This is a genomic window from Actinomadura geliboluensis (assembly GCF_043197915.1).
GTDB lineage: Bacteria > Actinomycetota > Actinomycetes > Streptosporangiales > Streptosporangiaceae > Spirillospora > Spirillospora geliboluensis.
On sequence record NZ_JBICUA010000017.1, the window covers coordinates 48997 to 70210 of the forward strand.

28 protein-coding genes and 2 pseudogenes are annotated in these 21214 nt (G+C 68.1%); 15 read left to right on the forward strand and 15 right to left on the reverse strand.

The window, feature by feature from the left end; genetic code table 11:
- The first annotated feature begins 15 nt into the window (after positions 1-15).
- Entirely contained in the window at positions 16-1587 is a 1572-nt protein-coding gene (locus ACGFI1_RS39660; protein ID WP_387077406.1) for an ABC-F family ATP-binding cassette domain-containing protein, read from the forward strand.
- Here the strand turns inward: ACGFI1_RS39660 and ACGFI1_RS39665 are convergent.
- Positions 1533-2348 (reverse strand): TetR/AcrR family transcriptional regulator, encoded by an 816-nt coding sequence (locus ACGFI1_RS39665; RefSeq protein WP_392792838.1) that lies wholly within the window; start codon positions 2346-2348, stop codon positions 1533-1535. The genes ACGFI1_RS39660 and ACGFI1_RS39665 overlap by 55 nt on opposite strands.
- Positions 2349-2415: 67 nt before the next feature.
- On the opposite strand from ACGFI1_RS39665, the gene ACGFI1_RS39670 reads away from it, so the two are divergent.
- Genes ACGFI1_RS39670 through ACGFI1_RS39680 form a run of 3 tightly spaced genes read left to right on the forward strand, consistent with a single transcriptional unit; the run spans position 2416 to position 4757 of the window.
- Positions 2416-3351: an ATP-binding cassette domain-containing protein gene (locus ACGFI1_RS39670; protein WP_392792840.1), complete on the forward strand. Its 936-nt coding sequence runs from the start codon at positions 2416-2418 to the stop codon at positions 3349-3351.
- The gene (locus ACGFI1_RS39675; RefSeq protein WP_386875830.1) at positions 3348-4124 is read left to right on the forward strand and encodes an ABC transporter permease; all 777 of its coding nucleotides are present in this window, start codon (positions 3348-3350) and stop codon (positions 4122-4124) included. Before ACGFI1_RS39670 ends, ACGFI1_RS39675 begins: the two co-directional genes overlap by 4 nt.
- Before the next feature lie 36 nt (positions 4125-4160).
- Positions 4161-4757 carry a dihydrofolate reductase family protein gene (locus ACGFI1_RS39680; protein ID WP_392792841.1) on the forward strand — a complete coding sequence of 199 codons (597 nt, stop codon included), beginning with the start codon at positions 4161-4163 and terminating at the stop codon, positions 4755-4757.
- Here ACGFI1_RS39680 and ACGFI1_RS39685 read toward each other — a convergent pair.
- Positions 4754-5281: a putative immunity protein gene (locus ACGFI1_RS39685; RefSeq protein WP_392792843.1), complete on the reverse strand. Its 528-nt coding sequence runs from the start codon at positions 5279-5281 to the stop codon at positions 4754-4756. The genes ACGFI1_RS39680 and ACGFI1_RS39685 overlap by 4 nt on opposite strands.
- An 85-nt stretch (positions 5282-5366) precedes the next feature.
- On the opposite strand from ACGFI1_RS39685, the gene ACGFI1_RS39690 reads away from it, so the two are divergent.
- Both ACGFI1_RS39690 and ACGFI1_RS39695 read left to right on the forward strand, forming a co-directional pair.
- Entirely contained in the window at positions 5367-6284 is a 918-nt protein-coding gene (locus tag ACGFI1_RS39690; protein ID WP_392792844.1) for a MerR family transcriptional regulator, read from the forward strand.
- A 98-nt stretch (positions 6285-6382) separates the two neighbouring features.
- Positions 6383-6832, forward strand: a complete 450-nt coding sequence (locus ACGFI1_RS39695) for a hypothetical protein (protein WP_392792846.1) — start codon at positions 6383-6385, stop codon at positions 6830-6832.
- Positions 6833-6906: 74 nt separating this feature from the next.
- Here ACGFI1_RS39695 and ACGFI1_RS39700 read toward each other — a convergent pair whose 3' ends face one another.
- Complete coding sequence (locus ACGFI1_RS39700) at positions 6907-7323, reverse strand: winged helix-turn-helix transcriptional regulator (RefSeq protein ID WP_392792848.1); 417 nt, start codon at positions 7321-7323, stop codon at positions 6907-6909.
- A gap of 87 nt (positions 7324-7410) precedes the next feature.
- On the opposite strand from ACGFI1_RS39700, the gene ACGFI1_RS39705 reads away from it, so the two are divergent.
- From ACGFI1_RS39705 to ACGFI1_RS39725, 5 genes are all read left to right on the forward strand, one after another.
- Positions 7411-8058: an NAD(P)-dependent oxidoreductase gene (locus ACGFI1_RS39705; RefSeq protein WP_392792850.1), complete on the forward strand. Its 648-nt coding sequence runs from the start codon at positions 7411-7413 to the stop codon at positions 8056-8058.
- 90 nt (positions 8059-8148) lie between these two features.
- The gene (locus ACGFI1_RS39710) at positions 8149-9129 is read left to right on the forward strand and encodes a polymorphic toxin-type HINT domain-containing protein (RefSeq protein WP_392792851.1); all 981 of its coding nucleotides are present in this window, start codon (positions 8149-8151) and stop codon (positions 9127-9129) included.
- A gap of 5 nt (positions 9130-9134) precedes the next feature.
- Positions 9135-9632: an SUKH-3 domain-containing protein gene (locus ACGFI1_RS39715; RefSeq protein WP_392792852.1), complete on the forward strand. Its 498-nt coding sequence runs from the start codon at positions 9135-9137 to the stop codon at positions 9630-9632.
- A gap of 1076 nt (positions 9633-10708) precedes the next feature.
- Positions 10709-11494, forward strand: a complete 786-nt coding sequence (locus ACGFI1_RS39720) for a polymorphic toxin-type HINT domain-containing protein (protein ID WP_392792854.1) — start codon at positions 10709-10711, stop codon at positions 11492-11494.
- 95 nt (positions 11495-11589) lie between these two features.
- Positions 11590-11865 (forward strand): hypothetical protein, encoded by a 276-nt coding sequence (locus ACGFI1_RS39725; RefSeq protein WP_392792855.1) that lies wholly within the window; start codon positions 11590-11592, stop codon positions 11863-11865.
- A 99-nt stretch (positions 11866-11964) separates the two neighbouring features.
- Here ACGFI1_RS39725 and ACGFI1_RS39730 read toward each other — a convergent pair whose 3' ends face one another.
- Positions 11965-12285, reverse strand: coding sequence for a hypothetical protein (locus ACGFI1_RS39730; RefSeq protein WP_138638372.1), 321 nt, complete (start codon positions 12283-12285; stop codon positions 11965-11967).
- Positions 12286-12480: 195 nt separating this feature from the next.
- Between ACGFI1_RS39730 and ACGFI1_RS39735 the strand changes: the two are divergent.
- Positions 12481-12633, forward strand: a pseudogene (locus ACGFI1_RS39735) (helix-turn-helix domain-containing protein); the annotation flags it as partial.
- A gap of 127 nt (positions 12634-12760) precedes the next feature.
- Here the strand turns inward: ACGFI1_RS39735 and ACGFI1_RS39740 are convergent.
- The 6 genes and pseudogenes from ACGFI1_RS39740 to ACGFI1_RS39765 all read right to left on the reverse strand — a co-directional run.
- Positions 12761-12905 (reverse strand): annotated as a pseudogene (locus ACGFI1_RS39740) (helix-turn-helix domain-containing protein); the annotation flags it as partial.
- Between the two features lie 48 nt (positions 12906-12953).
- On the reverse strand, positions 12954-13310 hold the full coding sequence (locus ACGFI1_RS39745) for a DUF397 domain-containing protein (RefSeq protein ID WP_392792857.1): 357 nt from the start codon (positions 13308-13310) through the stop codon (positions 12954-12956).
- Positions 13262-13465: a DUF397 domain-containing protein gene (locus tag ACGFI1_RS39750; protein WP_392792858.1), complete on the reverse strand. Its 204-nt coding sequence runs from the start codon at positions 13463-13465 to the stop codon at positions 13262-13264. The genes ACGFI1_RS39745 and ACGFI1_RS39750 overlap by 49 nt, the downstream gene beginning before the upstream one ends.
- Before the next feature lie 49 nt (positions 13466-13514).
- Positions 13515-13769, reverse strand: coding sequence for a DUF397 domain-containing protein (locus ACGFI1_RS39755; RefSeq protein ID WP_138638375.1), 255 nt, complete (start codon positions 13767-13769; stop codon positions 13515-13517).
- Positions 13766-13966, reverse strand: a complete 201-nt coding sequence (locus ACGFI1_RS39760; protein ID WP_138638376.1) for a DUF397 domain-containing protein — start codon at positions 13964-13966, stop codon at positions 13766-13768. The genes ACGFI1_RS39755 and ACGFI1_RS39760 overlap by 4 nt, the downstream gene beginning before the upstream one ends.
- 34 nt (positions 13967-14000) lie before the next feature.
- On the reverse strand, positions 14001-14831 hold the full coding sequence (locus ACGFI1_RS39765) for a helix-turn-helix domain-containing protein (protein ID WP_240808008.1): 831 nt from the start codon (positions 14829-14831) through the stop codon (positions 14001-14003).
- A 229-nt stretch (positions 14832-15060) separates the two neighbouring features.
- Here ACGFI1_RS39765 and ACGFI1_RS39770 point away from each other — a divergent pair, with 229 nt between their 5' ends.
- The 3 genes from ACGFI1_RS39770 (at position 15061) to ACGFI1_RS39780 (ending at position 16688) form a co-directional block, all read left to right on the forward strand.
- Entirely contained in the window at positions 15061-15345 is a 285-nt protein-coding gene (locus tag ACGFI1_RS39770) for a hypothetical protein (RefSeq protein ID WP_392792860.1), read from the forward strand.
- Positions 15342-15749 carry an ATP-binding protein gene (locus ACGFI1_RS39775; protein WP_392792861.1) on the forward strand — a complete coding sequence of 136 codons (408 nt, stop codon included), beginning with the start codon at positions 15342-15344 and terminating at the stop codon, positions 15747-15749. The genes ACGFI1_RS39770 and ACGFI1_RS39775 overlap by 4 nt, the downstream gene beginning before the upstream one ends.
- Before the next feature lie 69 nt (positions 15750-15818).
- The gene (locus ACGFI1_RS39780) at positions 15819-16688 is read left to right on the forward strand and encodes an alpha/beta hydrolase (RefSeq protein ID WP_392792863.1); all 870 of its coding nucleotides are present in this window, start codon (positions 15819-15821) and stop codon (positions 16686-16688) included.
- Here the strand turns inward: ACGFI1_RS39780 and ACGFI1_RS39785 are convergent.
- From ACGFI1_RS39785 to ACGFI1_RS39805, 5 genes are read right to left on the reverse strand one after another with little or no spacing between them, the layout of a single operon-like run.
- Positions 16678-17604, reverse strand: coding sequence for a LysR substrate-binding domain-containing protein (locus ACGFI1_RS39785; protein ID WP_392792865.1), 927 nt, complete (start codon positions 17602-17604; stop codon positions 16678-16680). The genes ACGFI1_RS39780 and ACGFI1_RS39785 overlap by 11 nt on opposite strands.
- Positions 17605-17648: 44 nt before the next feature.
- Positions 17649-19484, reverse strand: a complete 1836-nt coding sequence (locus tag ACGFI1_RS39790; RefSeq protein WP_392792867.1) for an ABC transporter ATP-binding protein — start codon at positions 19482-19484, stop codon at positions 17649-17651.
- On the reverse strand, positions 19484-20512 hold the full coding sequence (locus ACGFI1_RS39795) for an MvdC/MvdD family ATP grasp protein (RefSeq protein WP_392792869.1): 1029 nt from the start codon (positions 20510-20512) through the stop codon (positions 19484-19486). Before ACGFI1_RS39795 ends, ACGFI1_RS39790 begins: the two co-directional genes overlap by 1 nt.
- A gap of 3 nt (positions 20513-20515) precedes the next feature.
- Positions 20516-20836 carry a hypothetical protein gene (locus ACGFI1_RS39800; RefSeq protein ID WP_089327252.1) on the reverse strand — a complete coding sequence of 107 codons (321 nt, stop codon included), beginning with the start codon at positions 20834-20836 and terminating at the stop codon, positions 20516-20518.
- A gap of 49 nt (positions 20837-20885) precedes the next feature.
- On the reverse strand, positions 20886-21173 hold the full coding sequence (locus ACGFI1_RS39805; protein ID WP_392792870.1) for a hypothetical protein: 288 nt from the start codon (positions 21171-21173) through the stop codon (positions 20886-20888).
- Between the last annotated feature and the right edge of the window lie 41 nt (positions 21174-21214).

Here is a 21214-nt window from a genome sequence, read left to right on the forward strand (position 1 = left end):
GTACTAGGAGAGTGTGTGGGGCACATCGAGGTGAGCCGGCTGAGCTACGCCCTGCCCGACGGGCGCCTCCTGCTGGACGACGTCTCCTTCCGCGTGGGGGAGGGGGCCAAGGCCGCGCTCATCGGCCCGAACGGCGCGGGCAAGACGACGCTCTTGCGGCTGATCGCCGGTGACGTGCAGCCGTCGGACGGTGTCGTCACGAGCACCGGCGGCCTCGGCGTGATGCGGCAGTTCATCGGCGGCATCCGCGACGGCCGGACCGTCCACGACCTGCTGCTGTCGGTGGCGCCCGAACGAGTGCGCGGCGCGGCGGAGCGCCTGGCCCGCGCTGAACGCGACCTGGACGACAGTGAGCGCACGCAGCTCGCCTACGCCGAGGCGATCACCGACTACACGGACGCGGGCGGCTACGACATCGAGGTCGTCTGGGACGCCTGCACGACCGCCGCGCTCGGCCTGCCGTTCGACGAGGCGAAGACGCGCGGCGTGACGACCCTCTCGGGCGGGGAGCAGAAGCGCCTCGTCCTGGAAGCCCTCCTCCGTGGCCCCGACGAGGTACTCCTCCTAGACGAGCCCGACAACTACCTTGACGTGCCCGCGAAGGAATGGCTGGCGGAGAAGCTGCGCGCCACGGCCAAGACCGTCCTCCTCGTCTCTCACGACCGGCAGCTCATCGCCGATACGGCCGACCGCATCATCACCGTGGAGTCACGTGACATCTGGGTCCACGGCGGCGGTTTCGCGGGCTATGCGCAGGCCCGCCGCGAACGCACCGAACGCCTCCACGAGCGGCGCCGCCGCTGGGACGAGGAGCACACCCGCCTGAAGCAGCTCGTCCACCTGCTCCGCCAGCGCGCGGCCAACAACGATGCGGTGGCCTCGTCCTACCAGGCCGCCCGCACCCGCCTGGCGCGCTTCGAGGAGGCGGGCCCGCCCCGCAGCGCGCCCAAGGACCAGAACGTCCGGATGCGGCTGCGCGGCGGCCGCACCGGCAAACGAGCCCTGATCTGCGAATCCTTGGAGCTGACCGGTCTGACCCGCCCTTTCGCCACCGAGATCTGGTACGGCGAACGCGTCGCGGTGCTGGGCTCGAACGGCTCGGGCAAATCGACGTTCCTGCGCCTGCTGGCCGGGCACGACGTCCCGCACGCCGGTGAGTTCCGCCTCGGCGCCCGCGTGGTGCCCGGCCTCTTCGTCCAGACGCACACCCGCCCCGACCTGCACGGCCGCACCCCGGCGGACATCGTCATGGCGCGGCACGCGCTCACCCGCAACGACGCCATGGCCGCGCTCGCCCGCTACGAGCTGGCCCCCGCGGGCTCCCGCCCGTTCGAGACGCTCTCCGGCGGCCAGCAGGCCCGCCTGCAGATCCTGCTCCTCGAACTGTCGGGCGCGACGCTGCTCCTCCTGGACGAACCGACCGACAACCTCGACCTGGCCAGCGCCGAAGCCCTCCAGGAGGGCCTGGCGTCCTACGCGGGAACCGTCCTGGCCGTCACCCACGACCGCTGGTTCGCCGCCGACTTCGACCGCTACCTGGTCTTCGGCTCCTCCGGCCGCGTGCACGAGTCGTCCACTCCGGCCTGAGACGCAGCCGGGCGAGCCGCACGGCGCCGCTCGATCAGCGCCTCGATGCCGTCGAGCAGCAGGTCGAGGCCGAAGACGAAGTCGCCGTCGTCCGACCAGCCCTCCGCGCCGTGCATGACTCCCGAGCGCATCGCCGCCGACAGGGCCGGATAGGTCGCCGGGTCGAGCAGTTCGGCCAGCATGTCGCCGTAGTCGGCGGCGCCGCCGATCGCGGCGGCCTCCATCTGCGGGTCGCCGCCCCCCACCCCGTGGACGAACGCGGCGTCGGTGATCGCGTACCCGGCGAGAGCGGTCGCCACGTTGACCTTCTCGCCGTCGTGCAGCCCGGTGCCGCCGAGGGAGGCCAGCGCGCGGTCGAGCCACAGCAGCCGGCGCGGGCCGAGCGGCGGGGCGAGCCGGTCGACGGACAGCAGCCACGTGTGCCGCAGGACGGCGTCGCGCTGCGCCCGGCACCACAGGGCGAGGTAGTCGCGCCAGGGGAGGCCGTCCGGCTCGGGCGGCTCCGGCACGACGGCGTCGGTCATGGCGATGAGCAGCTCCTCCTTGCTGCCGACGTACCGGTAGAGCGCCGTCGCCGCCACGCCCACCTGGGCGGCGACACTCGCCATCGAGACCCCGGCGAGCCCCTCGTCGTCGGCGATCTCGATGGCGGCGGCGGTGATCGCGGCGAGGTCCAGCCGCGGCCGCGGCCCGCGGCGCGGCGCCGGTTCGCGTCCCCACATGCGCCGCAGCACCGGCGGCAGCGTCCGGTCGTCCGCCATGGAACCCCTCCTTCTTGACCCGCTGCTGAAATTGTGCATACTCAAAACAGTGAACGCGATACACAGTATGACATTCACAGAAGCGATTCAGGCCTGTGGCCTGACGAAGTCGTTCGGGGGGACCCCGGTCCTGAAGGGGATCGACCTGACCGTGCCCACCGGGTCGCTCCTGGCCCTACTCGGCCCGAACGGGTCGGGCAAGACCACGACCGTCCGCATCCTGACCACGCTGCTCGCCCCCGACGGCGGCACGGCGACCGTCGGCGGGCACGACGTCGTCCGCGAGGGCGCTGCGGTGCGCCGGGCGATCGGCCTGACCGCCCAGCAGGCCACGGTGGACGAGCTGCTGACCGGGCGGGAGAACCTCGAACTGTTCGCCGGCCTCAGCCACCTCGGCGGGCGCCGGGCCCGGCGGCGGGCGGGCGAACTCCTGGAGCGCTTCGGCCTCGCCGCCGCCGCGAACCGCCGCGTCGCGACCTACTCGGGCGGCATGCGGCGCCGGCTCGACCTCGCGGCGAGCATGGTGTCGGAGCCGCGCATCCTGTTCCTGGACGAGCCCACGACCGGGCTCGACCCGCGCAGCCGCGCCGAGCTGTGGTCGGTGATCCGGGAACTGCTGGCCGGCGGAACCACCATCCTGCTCACCACCCAGTACCTGGAGGAGGCCGACCGGCTCGCCGACCGCGTCGTGGTGATCAACGACGGCCGCGTCGCGGCCGACGACTCTCCCGCCGCGCTGAAGCGCCAGGTGGGCGCCGAGCGCCTGCTGCTGCGCCTGGCCGCGACCGGTGACGTACCGCGCGCCGCGACGGCGCTCGGCGGCGACACCTCGGCGCGTCTCGACGCGGAGGCACGCGAGGTCACCATGGCCGTCCAGGGCCCCGACCACCTGCGCCACGCGCTGGACCTGATGCACCGCGCGGGCGTCACCGTCGAGCGCGTGGAGCTGCGCGCCCCCACCCTCGACGACGTCTTCTTCGAACTCACGGAGGGAGCGGCATGAGCGCCGTCCTGACCGCGGCGGGTGATCTGCGCCGCCTCGTCGTCCGCGACCTGCGCCGCGAACTGCGCCTCCTCGACGGCCTCATCGTGAACACCGCGCTGCCGGTGATCATGATGGTGCTGTTCGTGCACGTCTTCGGCGGGGCGATCGACACCGGCTCCAGCGGCCTCGCCTACATCGACTTCGTGGTGCCCGCCATCCTGCTCATGTCCGGCGGCTACGGCGCCGCGCTGACCGCCTCGGCCATCGCCGAGGACATGACCGGGGGCATGATCGACCGCTTCCGCACCCTGCCGATCAGCGGCTGGACGGTCCCGGCCGGGCACGTGGTCGCCTCGCTGGTCCGCAACGTCGCGGCGTGCGGCATCGCCCTGGTCGCGGCGGTCGCCCTGGGCTTCCGCCCGGACGCCGGACTCGTCGACTGGGCGTTCACGCTGGCCCTACTGGCGGGTTACGTGGTGGCGGTGTCGTCGCTGGCGGTGCTCTGGGGGCTCCTGGTCAAGTCGGTCCAGGCGGCGGGTGCGTTCAGCTTCCTCGTCCTGTTCCTGCCGTACATGTCGGACGGGTTCGTCCCGGCCGAGACCATGCCGGCCGCCCTGCGCGGTTTCGCCGACAACCAGCCGATCACACCGATCGTGGAAGCGCTCCGCTCACTGCTCCTGGACCAGCCGATGGGCTCCTCCGGCGCGGTGGCGGCGGCCTGGCTCACGGGCATGGTGGTGATCAGCGTGCCGCTCGCGGCCGTTCTTTTCCGGCGCAGGACGTCGGCATAGCGATGAGTCTCAGGGGCCCGGCGAGTCAGCCTGGACATGACGCAAATCATCGCGGACATCTCGGTCTCCCTGGACGGCTTCGTCACCGGCCCCGACCCGAGCCTGGAGAACGGTCTCGGCACCGGTGGCGAGGCCCTGCACACCTGGGCCTTCTCCGACGACCCCGACGACCGCCGGATCCTCCGTGAGGGGACGTCCCGCTCGGGCGCCGTCATCCTCGGCCGCAACCTCTTCGACATCGTCGACGGACCCGGCGGCTGGGACGACACGACGGGCTACGGCGCCGGCGAGGTGGGCAAGCCCGCTTTCTTCGTCGTGACGAGTTCGCAGCCGGAGTCAGTACGGCTGACCGGCCTCGACTGGACGTTCGTCACGACGGGCCTGCCGGACGCCGTAGCCGCCGCCCGGCGGCAAGCCGAGGCGGTGGACAAGGACGTCATCCTCATGGGCGGCGGCGCCACCATCGCCTCGGCGTTCAAAGCGGGACTGGTCGACGTCCTTGCCCTTCACTTGGCCCCGGTCATCCTAGGCGCCGGAACACCCCTCTTCAGGGGCGGGGCACCACACACACTGGTGCAGCGCGCGGTGATCCCGACATCGACCGCGACACACCTGACCTACGACGTCCTTTAGCGGGCTCGCAAGGAAGCGTCCAGAGCACTCATGAGCTGGGCAGCGCGACTCTTACCGGCGGGCGCAAGCGGATAGCGCGACAGAACATCGACCAGCACGGGCGTGGCCCGTCCCCGAGCCTGCTCGATCAGCATGTCTCCGACCGCGGGATCGTCTCCGGCCTGCAACTCGCCGATCCGCGCTGCGTTTGCCGGACCCCGCAAGATGTGCCCGACCTGGGTGGCCCGCGCGATCGGATGCAGATAAGCGGCGGACGCGGCGTCCCCGGCAGCCTGCGCGGCGAGACGCGCGACCTCGGTACCCGCCTCTTTCGCCGCCCGGTGGGCGTCCAACGACGTCACACGCTGCAACTTCGTCCGCCTGGCGCCATTGACGAATTCCCACGCGGCATCGAGGGCCGCACGTGGCCGGGAATCCCCGGGAACGGCCTCCTCGAACACCGGCAGGACGTCCTGCGCGCTCTCCGCCACGAAACGCGCCACGACCCGAAGCTCGTCCATGGTCAACTCGAAATCACCGGACACCAGTCAGCCCCCTCCACACGCCGCCGATCCGCAGAAGATCATTACAGGTTGAAGCTCCCCTTGGGGGAGGTGCCAGGCTTCAGGCATGGACGGTGGCTACTCGATCGGCGAGTTGGCGCGGCTCGGCGGAGTCACGGTGAAGGCCGTGCGCTTCTACTCGGAGCGCGGACTGGTACCGGAGGCCGGCAGAAGCGCGGCAGGGCATCGACGGTACGCACCGGAAGCCGTAGTGCGCCTCGGCCTGGTACGGACGCTACGCGAACTCGGAATCGACCTGGCCACCATCGAGAAGATCCTGGACCGCCGACTACCGGCCGCAGAGGCCGCCGCTACCCACGCCGAGGCGCTAGCCGTGCAGATGCGAGTGCTGCGGCTGCGCTACGCGGTGCTCTCAGCAGCGGCCAGACGCGGCTCCACACCCGAGGAGATGGACTTCATGCACCGACTCGCCCGCCTTTCCGCCGCTGAGCGTGACGCCCTCGTCGACGACTTCCTGCACAGCGCATTCGGGGATCCCGACGCGGGCCCGCTCTCGCGCGTCCTGCACCGATCCATGGCACCCGAACTGCCCGACGACCCCACGTCCGAGCAGTTGGAGGCATGGGTGGAGTTGGCCGAACTCGCCGAAGACCCGGAGTTCCGGTCACTGATGCGCGGCCTGTTCACCGAGCACCCCGCCTTGGAAACGGCTCCACCGCGCAAGCACATCGTCGCGCGCGCCGCGGAGACCGTGGCCCCGCTGCTGGCAGCCGGCGTCACCACCAACTCCCCGGAAGCGGCTCAGGCCGTCACACAAATCACCACCGCCTACGCCGCCGTCCAAGAGCAGGCAGACGACGCAGCCCTGCGCGAAAGCCTCGCCGCCCACCTGACCGCCGCCGCCGATCCGCGCCGCGAACGCTACGCGGAGCTACTGTCGATCATCAACGGCTGGGACCCGCCCAACTACCCCAGCAAGGAACTGCACTGGTTCCTGACAGCAATGGCTCAGACTGAGCACTAGCCGTAAGACCAACGGCGAAAGACGTCATCACGCCGCATAGGCTGCTCCAGCCGAAAATGTGATCACAAATGTGGCCAACTTGTCGGTAGCGTACGAGTGTGGCTGAGATCTGGGACGAAGCGCAGGTGATCGCGGACGGATTCGAGCGCGCCCACGTCGAGTTGGACTGGTACGACGGCCCGCGCGTCGGCGTCGCCGATATCGACGGCCGGCCCCACTACTTCAAGGGCCACCACTACGAGCGTTACCACGAAGACGACGAGTACGAGGTCTGGCCCGCGAGCACTGAAGCGCTGGAGTGGGAGCGCGAGCAGTCCGCGATTTTCGTCAAGTGGAGCGAGCGCTACCGGGCAGGGGAGGTAGGGCCCGAGACCCATCCCGGCCATGGAGGCAACGCCCGCCACGACGAGTTGGACGCCCTACTCGCACCGCACCGCCAAGCACCTGACAATGCGCGACGAATGAAGCGCGAAATGCGTTTCGTCGCCAGAGACCCTGACGAGGTCGAGTCCGTGAACTACTGGTTCCGATGGCGCACAACCGCCTGAAGTAGCCACCGTCTCGCCGCGACGACACGACCGAGCTACGCCTGTCAGCGGTAAGCAGCTCCGATATCGGGGCGTTACTTGTCGCGATCCCCGGAGTCGGAAGAAGGCCGATTCGCGCGGTCGTACGCTTCCCGCGCCGCCGACCAGTCGTCAAGGTACGCGATCGCCCATTCCTCCAGCGCGCGCAGCGGCTCGCGCAGGGTGCGGCCCGCCTCGGTGAGGGAGTACTCGACGCGGACCGGTACTTCGGGGTGGACGGTGCGGTGCACGAGCCCGTCCCGTTCGAGCCCGCGGAGGGTCTGGGTGAGCATCTTCTGGGAGATGCCCTCGATGCGTCGGCGCAGCTCCGAGAAGCGGGCGGTGCCGTCCCAGAGGGCGCCCACGATGAGCACGGTCCAGCGGTCGCCGATGCGATCCAGGATGCGGCGGGTCGGGCAGTCCGCGCGGTAGGGACTGCCGCGGAGCACCGGCTCGTCCGGGGTGGTTACCACAAAGTGCCTTCTTCCCGATGGAGAGTTGGGCTCGTACGGTAACCACTGCGCCCGTTCGGCGCCACCCGTCCTGGAGAAAGGCACCTCATGTCTCGCATTACCGTCATCGGAGGCACCGGCTATGCCGGCTCGGCCATCGCTGCGGAGGCAGCCGCTCGCGGCCACCAGGTCACCGCACTGAGCCGCTCAGGCCCCACCGCGCCGATCCCTGACGTGACCTATGTCCAAGGCGACGCCTCCGACGAAGCAACGCTCGCCGCAGCCATCGAGGGCACGGATGTCGTAGTGGCCGCACTCGCCCCACGCGGCCCGCTGACCGGCACCTTCCGTGACGTCTACCGCGCCGTCGCGCGCCTGGCCGAGGCCGCAGGCGCGCGCCTGTTCGTCGTCGGGGGCTACTCGTCACTACGTCCCGCGCCCGGGGCGGACCGTTTCGTCACCGACCTCAGCCGCGTTCCCGAAGAGCTCCACGACGAGATCCGCGCGGGTGCGGCGCTCATCATCGAGGACCTCCCGGCCGCGCCCGCGACGCTCGACTGGGTCTTCGTGAGCCCGGCGCTCAGGTTCGGCGCGCACATGCCCGCCGAACGACTCGGCCGCTACCGGCTCGGCGACGACGTCGCGGTCCAGCCCGATGACGGCGGCGCGATCTCCGCCGCCGACTACGCCCTAGGTTTCCTCGACCTGATCGAAAAAGGCGACCACCACAGAACCCAGGTCAACCTCGCCCACTAACACTCCACCCGCACCTGGAACAGCCTGATTCCAAGAACGAGCCGTGGCCCCACCGACCCGTGAGGTGCGGCGCAAGTACGGGGTGCATCGTTGGACGGTGCTTCCGTTCAAGCCGGTGATCGATCAGATGTTGTGGGCGGACCTGGACGTGCCGCGCAAGCATTCCCCGGCGATGACGACATCCTGCGGACCAGTGACCTGCTCGCGGTCCAGCACTGCCCGATATTCGGGGACGTGTCCGGCCAGGCCGAACTGTTCTGCGGCCCGGTCACGGACGCCGGATGCGTCGGCCGTCACGCTGACCAGCAGCCCGGCGACCACCCGCGGAGCAGGGCGCCCCGCGGCCCCGACCCGACCACCGGCAAGACCGCACCCCAACCCGTCCTCGCCACCATCACCCGCACCGGAGCGAAGCACCTCGTCCAACTCACCATCGACACCGACGGCGACCACGGCGACAAGACCGGCGCACTGATCGCCACCAACAACCACCCCTTCTGGGTCCCCGCAGCCGGCAAATGGATCGACGCAGGCAAACTCAAGCCCGGCATGTGGCTCCGCACCAGCGCCGGCACCCACGTCCAACTCACCGCAACCAAAGCCTGGACCAAGTACCAGCGCACTCACAACCTCACTGTCGCCACCGACCACACGTACTATGTGCTGGCGGGGGTTACGCCAGCCCTCGTTCACAACCGCACCTGTGGCGATCCTGATCCTTTGGTGGAGTACGCCGATGGGGTTCGCAACGAACGGGGGGTGAAGTTCGTCTCTGAGTACACGTCTCCGTCGGGTCAGAAGTACTATGGGCGCGATAGGCACGGCCTGCAGGCGAAGGGTTTTCTCTCAAAGGTTTTAAGACTCGGCGGCCATCACGGAGGTTGCGCCGAGGTGCACTGCCTCATTCAGGCCCAGGCAGCCGAAGGGCGTTCCGCTATCAAGGGAGGTACGATGCGTACGGTGCACTCGAGAAATAACTCGATGCCGAACTCGAACCCGGTTGGTCATGGCGAGCCAGCTGAACCCTGCGGCCGCTGCGGACGATTGCTGGGGCTTCTTGATATCGGTTAACCGCCATGATCAGACTCAATTCGCTGCACCCCGATCTGCGGCAGGCTCTTTATAACTCTGGCTGGTGCCCCCAGAGGAGGGTGGATGCCGGTGCCTGGTTCGCCTCCTTGCGATGCGAAGGGTACGTACTAAATTCTAAGGCTGAGGATATTCTGTGTACGTTTGGCGGTCTGGCCATTGAGCCGATTAATCAATCGGGTCCAAATTTTGCCAACGATGAACCATTCAATTTCGACCCTATTTCGGCCGGTGCGGGCCAGCGCGGCTTGGCGCTAGAGATCGAAGAAGCTCTGGGTGGGAGTTATTTTCCGATTGGCGAATGGCTCAGCTATTCGAGCGTTTTTGTCGAGTCCGGCGGGACGGTTGTTGCAGCGGGCCTTGGGTGGATCTGGGGAATGGGGTCTTCTTTCGAAGCTGCATTGGAATTGGCGGTCTGTGCAAGTCGCCCCTTGATTTGTCTACATTCCGACCCAGGGCTAGACCCCTGGCCTCGATGGCAGTGAATCCGATGCCTTCGGGGCCGGGCGATCTGGCGTAACAGCTAATGCCCGGATCTACTGTGCGAATCTGGGTGATCGACAACTTGCAATTCACAGATTTGAGGCATGCGATGCAATGGCGCCTTTAATCTTTGAGTGACCTTGCAGTTCTGTAGTACTGCGATTGCCTTGACGAGATGGCTGACCTTGTCAGGACTTGCGTGGCTCGCCTATCTCGCTATTCAATTCTCAAGCTATTGCACTTATTGAGATGGTCTCGATAGTTAATTCGGCGCCGGTAGTGGTATGCTATATTCTCGAATAGTAATTGGTGTGGCAGTGTGGGTGCGCGGACGAACGGCGAGTCCAGAGATAGGCGTGGATTTCTCGGTAGAAGAAGTCTCACCGCAAGCTCGTTTTCGTGGCCTGAAGGACTCCCTGTGGCCGGTTAGCATGCCATGCACGACGTGCCGAGCGAAGCTGTGCAGCGCGTGGTGGGGTTTCTGCACCGGTATCGGTGCGAGCCGGGGCATACTCTCAAGCGGTCGTAGCAGTTGATCTCGCAGTGGTGTAGTTCTGCTCGGTGACTTATCGTCGGGGAGTTGCCGGGGCGGTGCGTCAAATGCTGACATTGCAGGACCGGGGAGGAAATCTTCCGGGGAGTCGCCGAGGGACTTGAGGGCAGGACCATCGCGGGATTCGCAGCTGGCGGCATATGCCTAGCTGCAACCAGTGGCACCGGAACCGTAGGCTGCGCCGCCGTCGCCGGATGGGTCTACGGAGCAGTCAGCTACCACCAGAACACACCCGCTGACCAACAAACTCTTTTGGGTGGCTTCAAGGCCAGCCTTACCGGCGCAGTAATAGAGGTCGGCCTAACTGTAACTGGTGCGAAAGTTGCCAAGGTCGCGGCTCCGCTACTCAAGAGAGTAGCTCCCAAGATCATCCAAAAGCTCGCAGGTAGAGCCAAGGGCGGCTCACCAGGTCGCGGCGGCAGCGCAGCAAAGAAAGCACCGGCGGCCGCCAAGAACCCGGCAAAAGCCGCAGACGACGCACCTGCCTCAGGCAGCGGAGGTGGGTGCCTCCGACCAAGCAGTTTCATGCCCGGCACCGCCGTCCTGATGGCCGACGGATCAACGAAACCGATCGACAAGATCAAGGTCGGCGACAAGGTCCTGGCCACCGATCCGACCACCGGCAAGACCGCACCCCAACCCGTCCTCGCTACCATCAGCCGCACCGGAGCTAAGCACCTTGTTCGGCTCACCGTCGACACCGACGGTGACCACGGCGACAAGACCGGCACACTGGTCGCCACCGACAACCACCCCTTCTGGGTCCCCGCAGCAGGCAAGTGGATCGACGCAGGCAAACTCAAGCCCGGCACGTGGCTCCGCACCAGCGCCGGCACCCACGTCCAACTCACCGCAACCAAGACCTGGACCCAGCACCAGCGCGTCCACAACCTCACCGTTGCCATCGACCACACGTACTATGTGGAAGCTGGCGACACCCGTGTCCTCGTGCACAACTGCCCAGAGATGGCGAGGGGGGCTCTGAATGATGAAGCGTACTCTCGAATCGAGAATGCCTACGGCCCTAAAGTTGCCGAAGGGGTGGATCATAATGTTCAGCGGATGCATGATGGTTCTGCGACTGCAGTTGATCACGATATCCCCAGGATTGGGCACGATCCGGATGCGCTTGGTGAATACTTTGCGGATTGGCTTTCGCGAGATATGACGCACGTTGATACGACGACCGGTGCACGGGTTGCATATGATTCCGAGCGTGGGGTACTTATTATCCAAACTGCGTATCGTATCCACGGATACGTTTACAACGAAGACACCTTCGAGGCGAGCGGGAGGTATGTCCTGTCGTGAGGTCATCGATTCGTGTTGTCTTTCGAAGTGGAGGCAACTATGGGCTGTTGCTAAGTGATGAGCAACGAGACGCGATAACGTCGAGCCTCGAACTCATGGCCAGTATTGTACAACCTGCTATCTCGCTAAAGGTTCAAGTGGGGGCCTCTAAGTCGGATCTATGCGAGATTGGAGAAAAAATTGGGAAGGGTGACGCCGAAACGCCTGTGGCTCTTTCTTCTCAAGAGCTGCACATCATCCATTCTGCGCTACTTTCCACGCTTATTCAATTCCGCCGAGAGGAGGACTTCTATATTCGAGTAGGATTCTTTCGGGACAACTTGATGCGATTGAGTGAAGGGATCGCAAAAGCTGCTGCTGTGGCTGGGTGATAGGGAACTTGCGGCGGTACGAGCAACTGTTCCAGGCCTCAGATGGCCATGTCGCTGGCGCTAAGTGGTCTGCGCCGTAAGTTCCTCGGGGGTGTGTGGTCAGCAACCGAGGTAGAGGCCGCAGGCGCAGTCGAGGGCTTCTTGAGGGCTGCCGGCGGTCATGCCGGTGGGCAGGATTTGGTTCTCGTACTTGCCGCTGCTGGCCAGGTAGAGGCCGAATCCCCAGATTGAGGCCGATCCGCCGTAGCGGAGCCGGATGAGCGGTAGCCGGTCCCCGCCTCCGAGTTCGCCTTCGACATAGGCGAACTGGCCGTGGTAGCGGATGTGCAGGTCGCTGAGCTGGGGCCAGTGCTCGCGGGCGTGCTGGCGCAGCCGTTGTGTCAGGGAGGTCTTGGTCGAGGCGGGGATCGCGGGCGGCATGGCGACCATCTTGCCCTTGCGGCGCGTCCGGCGCGCCTGCCGCAGACGAGCACGGCAAGATCAACACTTTCGCCGTGATCTTGTCAGGAAAGTGTCCCCGTGCCCGTTCTGTGTGCCCGTCAGATCAGTGTGACCGCCGGCGACCGGCGTCGACTCACCAAGCTGGCGTCCTCCCGCACCGCCCCGCACCAGCAGGTGATCCGTGCCCGGATCGTGCTGGCAGCCGAATGCGGCCTGTCCAACAACGCGATCTCCCGCCGCCTGGGCATCAGCGTGGACACTGTCCGGTGCTGGCGCGGCCGCTATGGCGACCACGGTTTGGCGGGACTGGCCGACCGACCCCGGTCCGGGCGACCGCCCTGCCTCAGCCCCTGCAGATCGCCGAGGTCAAGGCGCTGGCCTGTCAGCTGCCGGCCGAGACCGGGGTGCCGCTGTCGCGGTGGAGCTGCCCGGAGCTGGCCGACGAAGTCATCAGCCGCGGCATCGCGTCGGCGATCTCGGCCTCGCCCAGCTCCCGGTACCGCGTGGCCCATCGCCGGGCGGTACCGGCCGAGCTGGAACCGTTCGGCGGCCCGCCGCAGCGGCCAGCAGTCATCGACCACGCAGCGGGCCAAGCGCAAGCGTCCGGCCTTAGTTAGCGGGGCGTTACGGTGGGGTGTCGCATACCGTTACCCCCGCTGCCAGGTTGGCCACCTCAACGTAGTCTCCGGAGGGCGGGGCGCCGTCGGCGTGGAGGCGGACGGGTTTACGGAAGGTCGTACCGGCCGTCTCGAACGTTGGAGACGAATGCGGTCCAGTTCCGGGGGCTGCGGGAGAGGTGTCCGGCGTCGGGGGCCCTTGCTGTCTCGTACTCCGATCTCTGCGGCTAGTCCGGCTACCTCTACGCAGTTGCCGCCGGCGCCGTTGCTGCGTCGGCTCTTCCGCCAGGTGGTGTGTGGGAAGTCGCTGGCGTGCCTGATGTGCCTTCGGTGGTTGCCTAGTGGTCGTAGCGTCTGGCTCGTGCGCCCTTGATGAAGGTGGCCCATGCTCGGTGGCTCAGCGTGATGTGTCCGGCGTCTGGGGCCTTGCTGTCGCGGACGGCGACCGCACCGGCGATGTGGGTTATCTCGACGCAGGCGCCGTTCTGGCCGCTGCGGGTGCTCTTTCGCCATCTCGTCTGCGAGGGGTCGGTGGCGTCCATGCCGTGTCTCCGGACGTGGGTGGGCTGGTCGGCTTGGAAGCGGCCAGGCTTATGGAAGGTCGTATCGGCCGTTTCGTACGTCGGACACGAACACGGTCCAGGTCTGCGGGTTGAACGAGAGGTGCCCGGCGTCCGGGGCCTTGCTGTCCCGTACTCTGACCTTCGCGGCGAGCACGGCAACCTCGGCGCAGTTGCCGTTCTGGCCACTCCGGGAGCTTTTGCGCCATGCGGCACGGGGCGAGTTCGGGGTGTCCTTGCCGCGTCTCTGTTGGTGGCTCGAGGGCGTTGGGATGGCCGGGTTCATGGGAGGTCGTACCGGCCGCTTTGGACATCGGTTACGAACGCGGTCCAGTTCTGCTTGTTGAACAAGAGGTGTCCGGCGTCGGGGGCCTTGCTGTCCCGCACTCCGATCTCTGCTGCGAGTCCGGCTACCTCTACGCAGTCGCCGCCGGCGCCGTTGCTGCGGGTGCTCTTGCGCCAAGTGGCGCGGGAGGTCTGCATGGTTCCGCCCTCCTTGCTTCTGTAGTTGTGGGGCTCACGTCATGGTGTCGGCCGCGCGAGCGATGAGCGCCAGTGAGTCGCTTGGACGCAGGGCCGCCGCGCGCAGATGGTCAAATGCCAGCGTATATCGGTTGATTTCGTGTGCCTTCTCCAAGTAGAGGCTGCCCGTTTGAGTCTCCATGAACACCACCTTCGGGTCGGATGGCTCCGGGAACCTCAGTAGCGTGAACGAACCGCTCATCGCCGGGTGTGCGCCAGCATCAAACGGAAGGACCTGAAGCGTGACGTTGGGGAGCTTCGCCATCTCGCCCAAGTGATGAAGTTGGTCCTGCATGGTCTGGGCACCGCCGACCTGTCGGCGGATGACCGCCTCGTTGAGGACTGCCCAGAACTTGGGGCCGCCGTCTGCCGTGAGGTACTCAGAGCGCGCCATACGGAGCGCGACGCGCTTCTCTATCTCGGTCTCGTCCTCGATTGGGAACGCTGTAAAGACGCTATGTGCGTACTCGGCGGTCTGGAGTAGGCCGGGGACGTGCTCGGCGTCGTACCGCTCCATGGACACCGCGTCGGACTCAAGCCCGACGTAGACCTCGAACCATGTCGGGATGGCTTCGCCGTAGCTGTGCCACCAGCCCTTTTGGCGTGCCTCGCGGGCCAGGGCCATGAGGACGTCTCTTGCCTCTCCCTCCACGCCGTAGACGTTGAGCAGGTACTTGACGTCGCGCGGTAGGACGCCGACCCGGGCGTTCTCGATCCGACTGACCTTGGCGGTAGACCATTCGAGTCTCTCAGCCACCTCCTCGATGGTGAGACCGAGCCGCTCCCGCTGTTGGCGCAGCTCAGCGGCCAGACGGCGACGCTTCACGGTGGGTGCACTCCGCGCAGTCAAGTCGATACCCCTTGTGATCAGTATCTTGCATCTGTATGTTGCAGATGCTCTGTTCGTGCGTGGACAGTGTTCCATCGGTTGCGGAGTGTGTGCAGCCGAAACCCGAACGGCCCTGGGCCGGTGGTGGCTCACCGCGTCCCAGGGCCTCGCCCGACTGGAAAGGAGTCGGACTGTGTGCAATCTACCGAAGCCCCCGGAGCGTGAGGTGCCTGGCGGGCTGGGGCGGGACGGGGTGACGCTGGAGCGGTTCCGGGTGCTGGTTCGGCTCATGTGGGCGTTGCGGAAGGTCGGACAGGGGTCCGTGCTCTACCTCGACGCCACGGCGGAGCCCGTGCTCTCGGTTCCGCTGGTCGCGCGGCGGCGGTCGCTGGCGGTGCTCGGCGTCCAGGAGCGGGACGGGCGATGGGCCTACCTGTGGGACGCGGCCTGCAAGGTACCGGCCGAGTCGGTGCGGCTGGCCGCTCGACGGATCGCGGGGGTGTCGTCGTGATCGTCTGGGAGCGGAGGGACGTTCGGCTGTCCTCCAGCGAGGGGCTGGGTGTGCGGGACATTCGTACTTACGTGCGGCGGGCGCTGGAAGGGATTGGGCATTCGTTCGACCTGGACGACGTGGACCTGATGGTGTGCGAGATCGCCACTAACGCCGTCCGTCACACGGACAGTGGGTTGCCTGGGGGTGGGGTGCGGGTGTCCGTGCTCGTCTCGGCTACCCGGCTGCGGGTCGAGGTCCAAGACGAGGGTGGGGCGTCGGGGCGGCCGATCGTGCCGGCTCAGCGGGCCGGACTGAGCGAGTCCGGGCGGGGGCTCATGATCGTGGACGGGCTCGCCGACCGGTGGGGGATCGTCGACGGCAAGGAGGGGCTCTCCGTGTGGTTCGAGGTGGCGAGCGGATAGCAGAGTGGTGATAGCCGCCGGGTGAATCGGTATTTGCCCGGCGGCGCGGGGTGGGAGGAGGGTGGGAGCGTGGACGATCTAGATGACTGGCCGGGGAGCGGGCTCAGCGACGAGGAACTGGACGTCGCCTACAACGTGCGGCGGAAGGCCGGGCCGGAGCTCTTCGAGCGGCATATGGCGCGGTACCGGGAGCTTTCGGAGCAGGCCGTGGACGGGCTGCCCGGCCGTCCAGGGATCGTCTACGACGAGGCGAGCGGCGAGCGGCTCGATGTGTGGGGGACCGGGGACGACGGCCTGCGGCCCGTGTTCGTTTTCCTGCACGGCGGCTATTGGATGGCGCTCTCGCGGGACGTGTCGTCCTTCATGGCGCGGGCCTTGTACGAGCAGGGCGTCGCGACCGTGGTGCCCGACTACACGCTGGCGCCGAAGGCATCGCTGGACGAGATCGTCCGGCAGGTGCGGGCGGCCGTGGCGTGGGTGTACCGGCACGGACGGGATCACGGGCTCGATCCCGGGCGGATCGTGGTGGGTGGTAGTTCGGCGGGCGGGCATCTGACCGGGATGACGATGGTCGGCGGATGGCAGGACGACTTCGGGCTTCCGCGGGACGTGGTCAAGGCCGCGATGCCGTTCAGCGGGCTGTTCGACATCCGGCCGATCACTCGTGTGTATGTCAACGAGTACGTGAAGCTCGATCTGGAACGGGCTGCCGCGCTGAGCCCCGCTCTGCTGGACGCCGACTATCGGTGTTCTGCGGTCTTCGCGGTGGCTGAGGACGACGGAGACGGTTTCCTGGAGCAGTCGAGGCTGTTCCAGCCGCAGTGGGGTGCCGGTGAGTTGCTGATCGTGCCTGGCCGCGACCACTTCGACGTCGTGCTCGATCTCGCGGACCCGGAGTCGCGGGTGAGCACGGAGCTGATGCGCCTGATCAGGCGGTGAGCGCCGCCGCCTCGCGTTCGAGGTGGTCGAGCATCAGGCGGGCCGACGGCGTCGGGGTGCGGTCCGCGGGGAGCGTCACGCCGACCTGGCGGCGGACCGTCTCCAGCGGGACGGGCAGCGGCGCTATGTCGGCGTCGGTCCGGGCCACCAGTTCCGGGAGCGCGGCGATCATGTCGGTGTCGCGGACCAGGGTCCGGACGGTCAGGACGGACGTGCACTCGACCAGGTTGCCGGGGAGCGTCAGGCCGGAAGCGCGGAAGACCTGTTCCAGCTCGGTGCGCAAGGCCGTCTGCTCTAGGGGCAGCACCCACGGGTAGGCGAGGAGGTCGGCCAATGCGAGGTCGGGTACGGCGCGAGCCGGGTGGTCTTGGCGGGCCACCAGGAGAACTGGTTCGCCGTAGAGGGTGAGCTGGCGGAGGCCGCGCAGATCGTCAATCGGGTTGAGGCGGCCGAGGATCAGGTCGATCTCGCCGTCCAGAAGGCGCGGCACCTGGGCGTCGAACGTCGCCTCCTGGACGATGACCGTGATGCCCGGCCGGTCCTTCTTGAGCGCGGCGATCGCGCGGGGGAGCAGGACGTTCGAGCCCGCCAGGAGAGTGCCGATCGTGACCGTCCCGACCTCGCCGTCCGCCAGGCCGGTGATGCGGTCGCCGGCGCGGCGGAGTTCGGCCAGGACGGCGCGCGCGTGCTCGATGAACGCCTCCCCGAACAGCGTCGGCGTCACGCCGCGCGGGCCGCGGGTGAACAGGTCGACGCCGAGGATGCCCTCCACTTCGCGCAGGCTCCGGGTGACGGCGGGCTGCGCCAGGTGCAGGTGCTCGGCGGCCCGCAGGACGCTGCCTTGATCGGCGATGGCGACGACGAGCACCAGGTGCCGGAGCTTCAGCCGTCCGTTGAGGAGGTCGATCGCGCGCATGCCGACTTGGTATCACAGGACGGTGATAGCTGAATCCGCCAACCTCAAGCACTGGGTATGTCTGACGGGTCCAGGTACGCCTCGGCCTGGAGCGTGAACAGCTCGGCATAGCGCCCGCCTGCGGCCATGAGCGAGTCGTGGGTGCCGTGTTCAGCGACCTGGCCGTCCGCCAGCACGTAGATGTGGTCCGCCATCCGGACGGTCGAGAACCGGTGCGAGATCAGCAGGACGGTCCGTCCGGCGAGCAACGTCCGCAGGCGGTCGAACAACTCGTGCTCGGCGCGGGCGTCCAGTGTCGCGGTCGGCTCGTCCAGGATGACGAACGGAGCGTCCCGGAAGAACGCGCGGGCCAGCGCCACCCGCTGCCACTGGCCGCCCGACAGGTCCGTGCCACCCGCGAACTGGGGGCCGAGCAAGGTCGAATAGCCGTCCGGCAAGCCGCGCAAGAAGCCGTCCGCCCCGGCCGCGCGGGCGGCCCGCGCGATGGCCTCGGCGTCGGCTGGTGCCTCAGGGCGGCCCAGCGCGATGTTGTCGGACGCCGGGAGCACGTAGCGCTCGAAGTCCTGGAACAGCACGGCGATCGACTCGCGCAGGCCGTCAGCAGAAGCGCCCGAGACGTCCACGCCGTCGTACAGAATCCGCCCCGACTCCGGCCGGTACAGATGCGACAGCAGCTTCGCCAGCGTCGTCTTACCCGACCCGTTCTCGCCCACCAGCGCGACGACCTGCCCCGCCTCGATCCGCAGATCAACGCCGTCCACGGCAGGACGCGCGGCCGACGGATACGTGAACGAAAGGTTCTCAGCCGTCAGCACGCCGAACGGCGGAGGCGGCGAGCCGGACGGCCCGCGCTCCGGCGGAGCCAGGAACGAGGTCAGGTCCTGGACGAATGGCGCCGCGTCAAAGAGCTGGTCGGTACCCGCGGCGGACATCCGAAGACGCGCGGCCAGCAGCATTACGGCGGTGGCGGCGGCGCCCGCGTCGGCCACCGGCATTCCGCCCGTCGCCGTGTACGCCAGCAGCAGCCCGAGCACCGCACCGAGCGCGATGCCGCTCACGCACCGCGCCGCCAACGTAATGCGCAGGCGGGTTCGAACCGTGCGGCGGATCTCCTCAAGACGCTCCTCGGTCCGCGCCTCCCAGCGGCCGCGCAGATGCGGGGCCAGGCCGAACGCCCGGACCTCCGCAGCCGAGCGGCGGCTGGTCAGCACATCCTGCAGATAGCTGCGTTCCCGCTCGGCGGGCGTGAGCCGGAACAGTGCGCCGTACAGCACCTGCCCGCTCTTCAGCCCGGCCAGCCACAGCGGCGCCCCGGCGGCCAGCGTCGCGGGGACGAGCCACGGCTCGATCGCCGCGAGCGCCAGCGCGACCCCGGCGGTGGCCATCAGCGCGCTGGTCAGCGCCCCCAGCCCCTGGACGACCTGGTGCGGCCGGATCCGAGCGCTCATCGAGGCGCGCTCCAGCCGGTTGTGGAAGGCGGGACGCTCGAATTCCGCGAGGTCGACCGTGCAGGCGACGTCCAGGATCCGGCCCATCGCGTACCGGTTCAGCAGCTCGCTCAGCACGTCGTCCCGCGACGACGCGACCGAGACCGCGACGGCGATCAGCCCCGTCATTGCGAGGACGACTGCGCCCTGCACCAGGACGTCGGCGATATCGGCGCCGCCGAGCGCCTGGTCGAGGAGGCGCCGCCCGCTGAGGAGCGGCAGCACGAGGCCGAGGCCGGCGACGGCCTGGAGCGCCGTGATGAGGGCGTACTCCCGGGGCGCCGCCGACGCCGCGAGGCGGACGGCGCCCCAGACGAGCCGGGGCAGCCGCCGCAGGCCGACCTGCGGCGGCTGCGACCACTCGGCCGCGGTGACGGGCGGTGGATCGTCCATCAGTAGCCGATTTGCTCCACTTCACCGCGCCGGCCCGCATGGCCCTTCATCAGCAGGTCGGCGATGCGGTCGCTCATCGGCAGCCCGAGGTCGTTCTGCATCCACATGAACTGGCCGTTGGGGTTGGACTCCAGGAACACGTGCTCGCCGTCCGGGGTGACGATGAAGTCGACGGCGGCGTACACGAGCCCGAGCTCGTCGAGCAGTGCCCGGGTGCGGCGGATGACGTCCTCCGGCAGCGGCCGGTAGTCGCCGTAGTTCATCTGGATGTCGGCCCGCCAGTCGACCTTGGTCCGCTCCGCGCCCTGCGAGTCGATCACCACGGGGAAGTAGCTGTCGCCGATGACGGTGAGCCGGACCTCGTACGCCTTCTCGATGTACTCCTGGAACTGGCAGATGGTGTGCCGGACGCGAGGCAGGTGCTCGTCGATCTCCTCGCCCAGCACGGCTGTGAACAGGCCGGACGGGAACGCGCCCGGGTAGTGGATCACCCCGCCGCTGAGCGACTTGTAGACGAGCTTGCCCTCGCCCTCCTGCTTCGCCAGCCGCGCGACCTCGTCCGGGTCGTTGGTCAGCAGTGTCCGCGGGACCCGCAGACCGGCCTTCTTGGCGAGCTTCAGCTGGTAGGGCTTCAGGTCGGCGACCGCGTCCAGGTCGGGTCGGTTCATCCAGAGGGCGTCGGTCGAGCGGAAGATGCCGCCGACGCCGTGCTGTGCCTCGTAGCGGGCGAACTCGCGCTCGGCCTCGCCCATGTCGTCGCCGAACTCGAACGCGGTGGGCCGCCGGTACCAGACGCCGGACAGGGCGTTGAGGTCGACCTCGCGGTCGATCTCGCCGTCGTGGTGGCGCATGACGGCCCGGTCCACGCCGTCGAAGTCGGACGTGGCGAAGCTGAGCCGGCGGGGGAAGTAGCTGGTGTCGACCCGGAAGACCCGGGCGCCCTTGGCCGTGAGGCTTCGGACGACCGGGTCGACCGTCGGGTCGAAGTCCTGGGTGAGGATCAGGACCTCTGGCCGATCGTCGTTCACGCGTCAGGCGCACACATCGTCGAGGATCTTGTCGCCCCACGGCGGTTGGCCCGAGCCGGTGACGGTGTACGAGCTGTACCCCGCGGTGATGTCCTCACCGTTGGGGCCGACCCAGGTCTGGGTGGCGGGGTCGTAGTGCCCCGCCTGCGGGTCGGCGGCCGGGGCGCCCTCGTCGGGCGTCCCCCACGGGGTGGAGTAGGCGTAGCCGAACGGCCGCTCGTCGCCGTCCGGGGTCGGGATCGCCGCCGGGTCGAAGCCGGCGTGGTCGGGTGAGATGAACGCGCGGGTCGTGCGCAGGGCGGGCCTGGTCAGGGTTCCGGGCATGGCTGTGCCTTTCGGGACGGGGTGTGCCGGACACTCGTGCGCGGGGCCGCTACGGGGAGGTGGGCTCGGTGAGCCCGATGATCCCCGGGATGTCGCCGGAGAACGACCAGGTGAGGGTGGTCGTGTCGTAGTGGCCGGCCGCGAGTCGGGTGGTGTGCTCGGGTTCGTGCTCGTCCGGGGCCTCGTAGAGGTAGGCGAGCGGGGCGGAGGGGCTGGTTCGGGTCCGGGCGCGGGACGCGGTCGGCCGGGCGCGGACGACGAGGTCGCCGCCGTCGAGTTCGGGCGGGTCGAGGCGGAGGAAGGACGGCGGGTCGAGGGGGCCGGTGCCGTGGGTCATGCTCCGGTGCCGTGGGTCATGCTCGGGGCCTCCCGAAGATC

Coding starts and splice junctions, on each gene's coding strand:
- ACGFI1_RS39665 (WP_392792838.1), bottom strand. CDS start 2,348: ATGGCGGACGACCGGACGCTGCCGCCGGTGCTGCGGCGCATGTGGGGA.
- ACGFI1_RS39670 (WP_392792840.1), top strand. CDS start 2,416: ATGACATTCACAGAAGCGATTCAGGCCTGTGGCCTGACGAAGTCGTTC.
- ACGFI1_RS39675 (WP_386875830.1), top strand. CDS start 3,348: ATGAGCGCCGTCCTGACCGCGGCGGGTGATCTGCGCCGCCTCGTCGTC.
- ACGFI1_RS39680 (WP_392792841.1), top strand. CDS start 4,161: ATGACGCAAATCATCGCGGACATCTCGGTCTCCCTGGACGGCTTCGTC.
- ACGFI1_RS39690 (WP_392792844.1), top strand. CDS start 5,367: ATGGACGGTGGCTACTCGATCGGCGAGTTGGCGCGGCTCGGCGGAGTC.
- ACGFI1_RS39705 (WP_392792850.1), top strand. CDS start 7,411: ATGTCTCGCATTACCGTCATCGGAGGCACCGGCTATGCCGGCTCGGCC.
- ACGFI1_RS39715 (WP_392792852.1), top strand. CDS start 9,135: ATGATCAGACTCAATTCGCTGCACCCCGATCTGCGGCAGGCTCTTTAT.
- ACGFI1_RS39720 (WP_392792854.1), top strand. CDS start 10,709: ATGCCCGGCACCGCCGTCCTGATGGCCGACGGATCAACGAAACCGATC.
- ACGFI1_RS39725 (WP_392792855.1), top strand. CDS start 11,590: ATGGCCAGTATTGTACAACCTGCTATCTCGCTAAAGGTTCAAGTGGGG.
- ACGFI1_RS39730 (WP_138638372.1), bottom strand. CDS start 12,285: ATGCCGCCCGCGATCCCCGCCTCGACCAAGACCTCCCTGACACAACGG.
- ACGFI1_RS39745 (WP_392792857.1), bottom strand. CDS start 13,310: ATGGGCCACCTTCATCAAGGGCGCACGAGCCAGACGCTACGACCACTA.
- ACGFI1_RS39750 (WP_392792858.1), bottom strand. CDS start 13,465: ATGGACGCCACCGACCCCTCGCAGACGAGATGGCGAAAGAGCACCCGC.
- ACGFI1_RS39755 (WP_138638375.1), bottom strand. CDS start 13,769: ATGAACCCGGCCATCCCAACGCCCTCGAGCCACCAACAGAGACGCGGC.
- ACGFI1_RS39760 (WP_138638376.1), bottom strand. CDS start 13,966: ATGCAGACCTCCCGCGCCACTTGGCGCAAGAGCACCCGCAGCAACGGC.
- ACGFI1_RS39785 (WP_392792865.1), bottom strand. CDS start 17,604: ATGCGCGCGATCGACCTCCTCAACGGACGGCTGAAGCTCCGGCACCTG.
- ACGFI1_RS39790 (WP_392792867.1), bottom strand. CDS start 19,484: ATGGACGATCCACCGCCCGTCACCGCGGCCGAGTGGTCGCAGCCGCCG.
- ACGFI1_RS39800 (WP_089327252.1), bottom strand. CDS start 20,836: ATGCCCGGAACCCTGACCAGGCCCGCCCTGCGCACGACCCGCGCGTTC.
- ACGFI1_RS39805 (WP_392792870.1), bottom strand. CDS start 21,173: ATGACCCACGGCACCGGCCCCCTCGACCCGCCGTCCTTCCTCCGCCTC.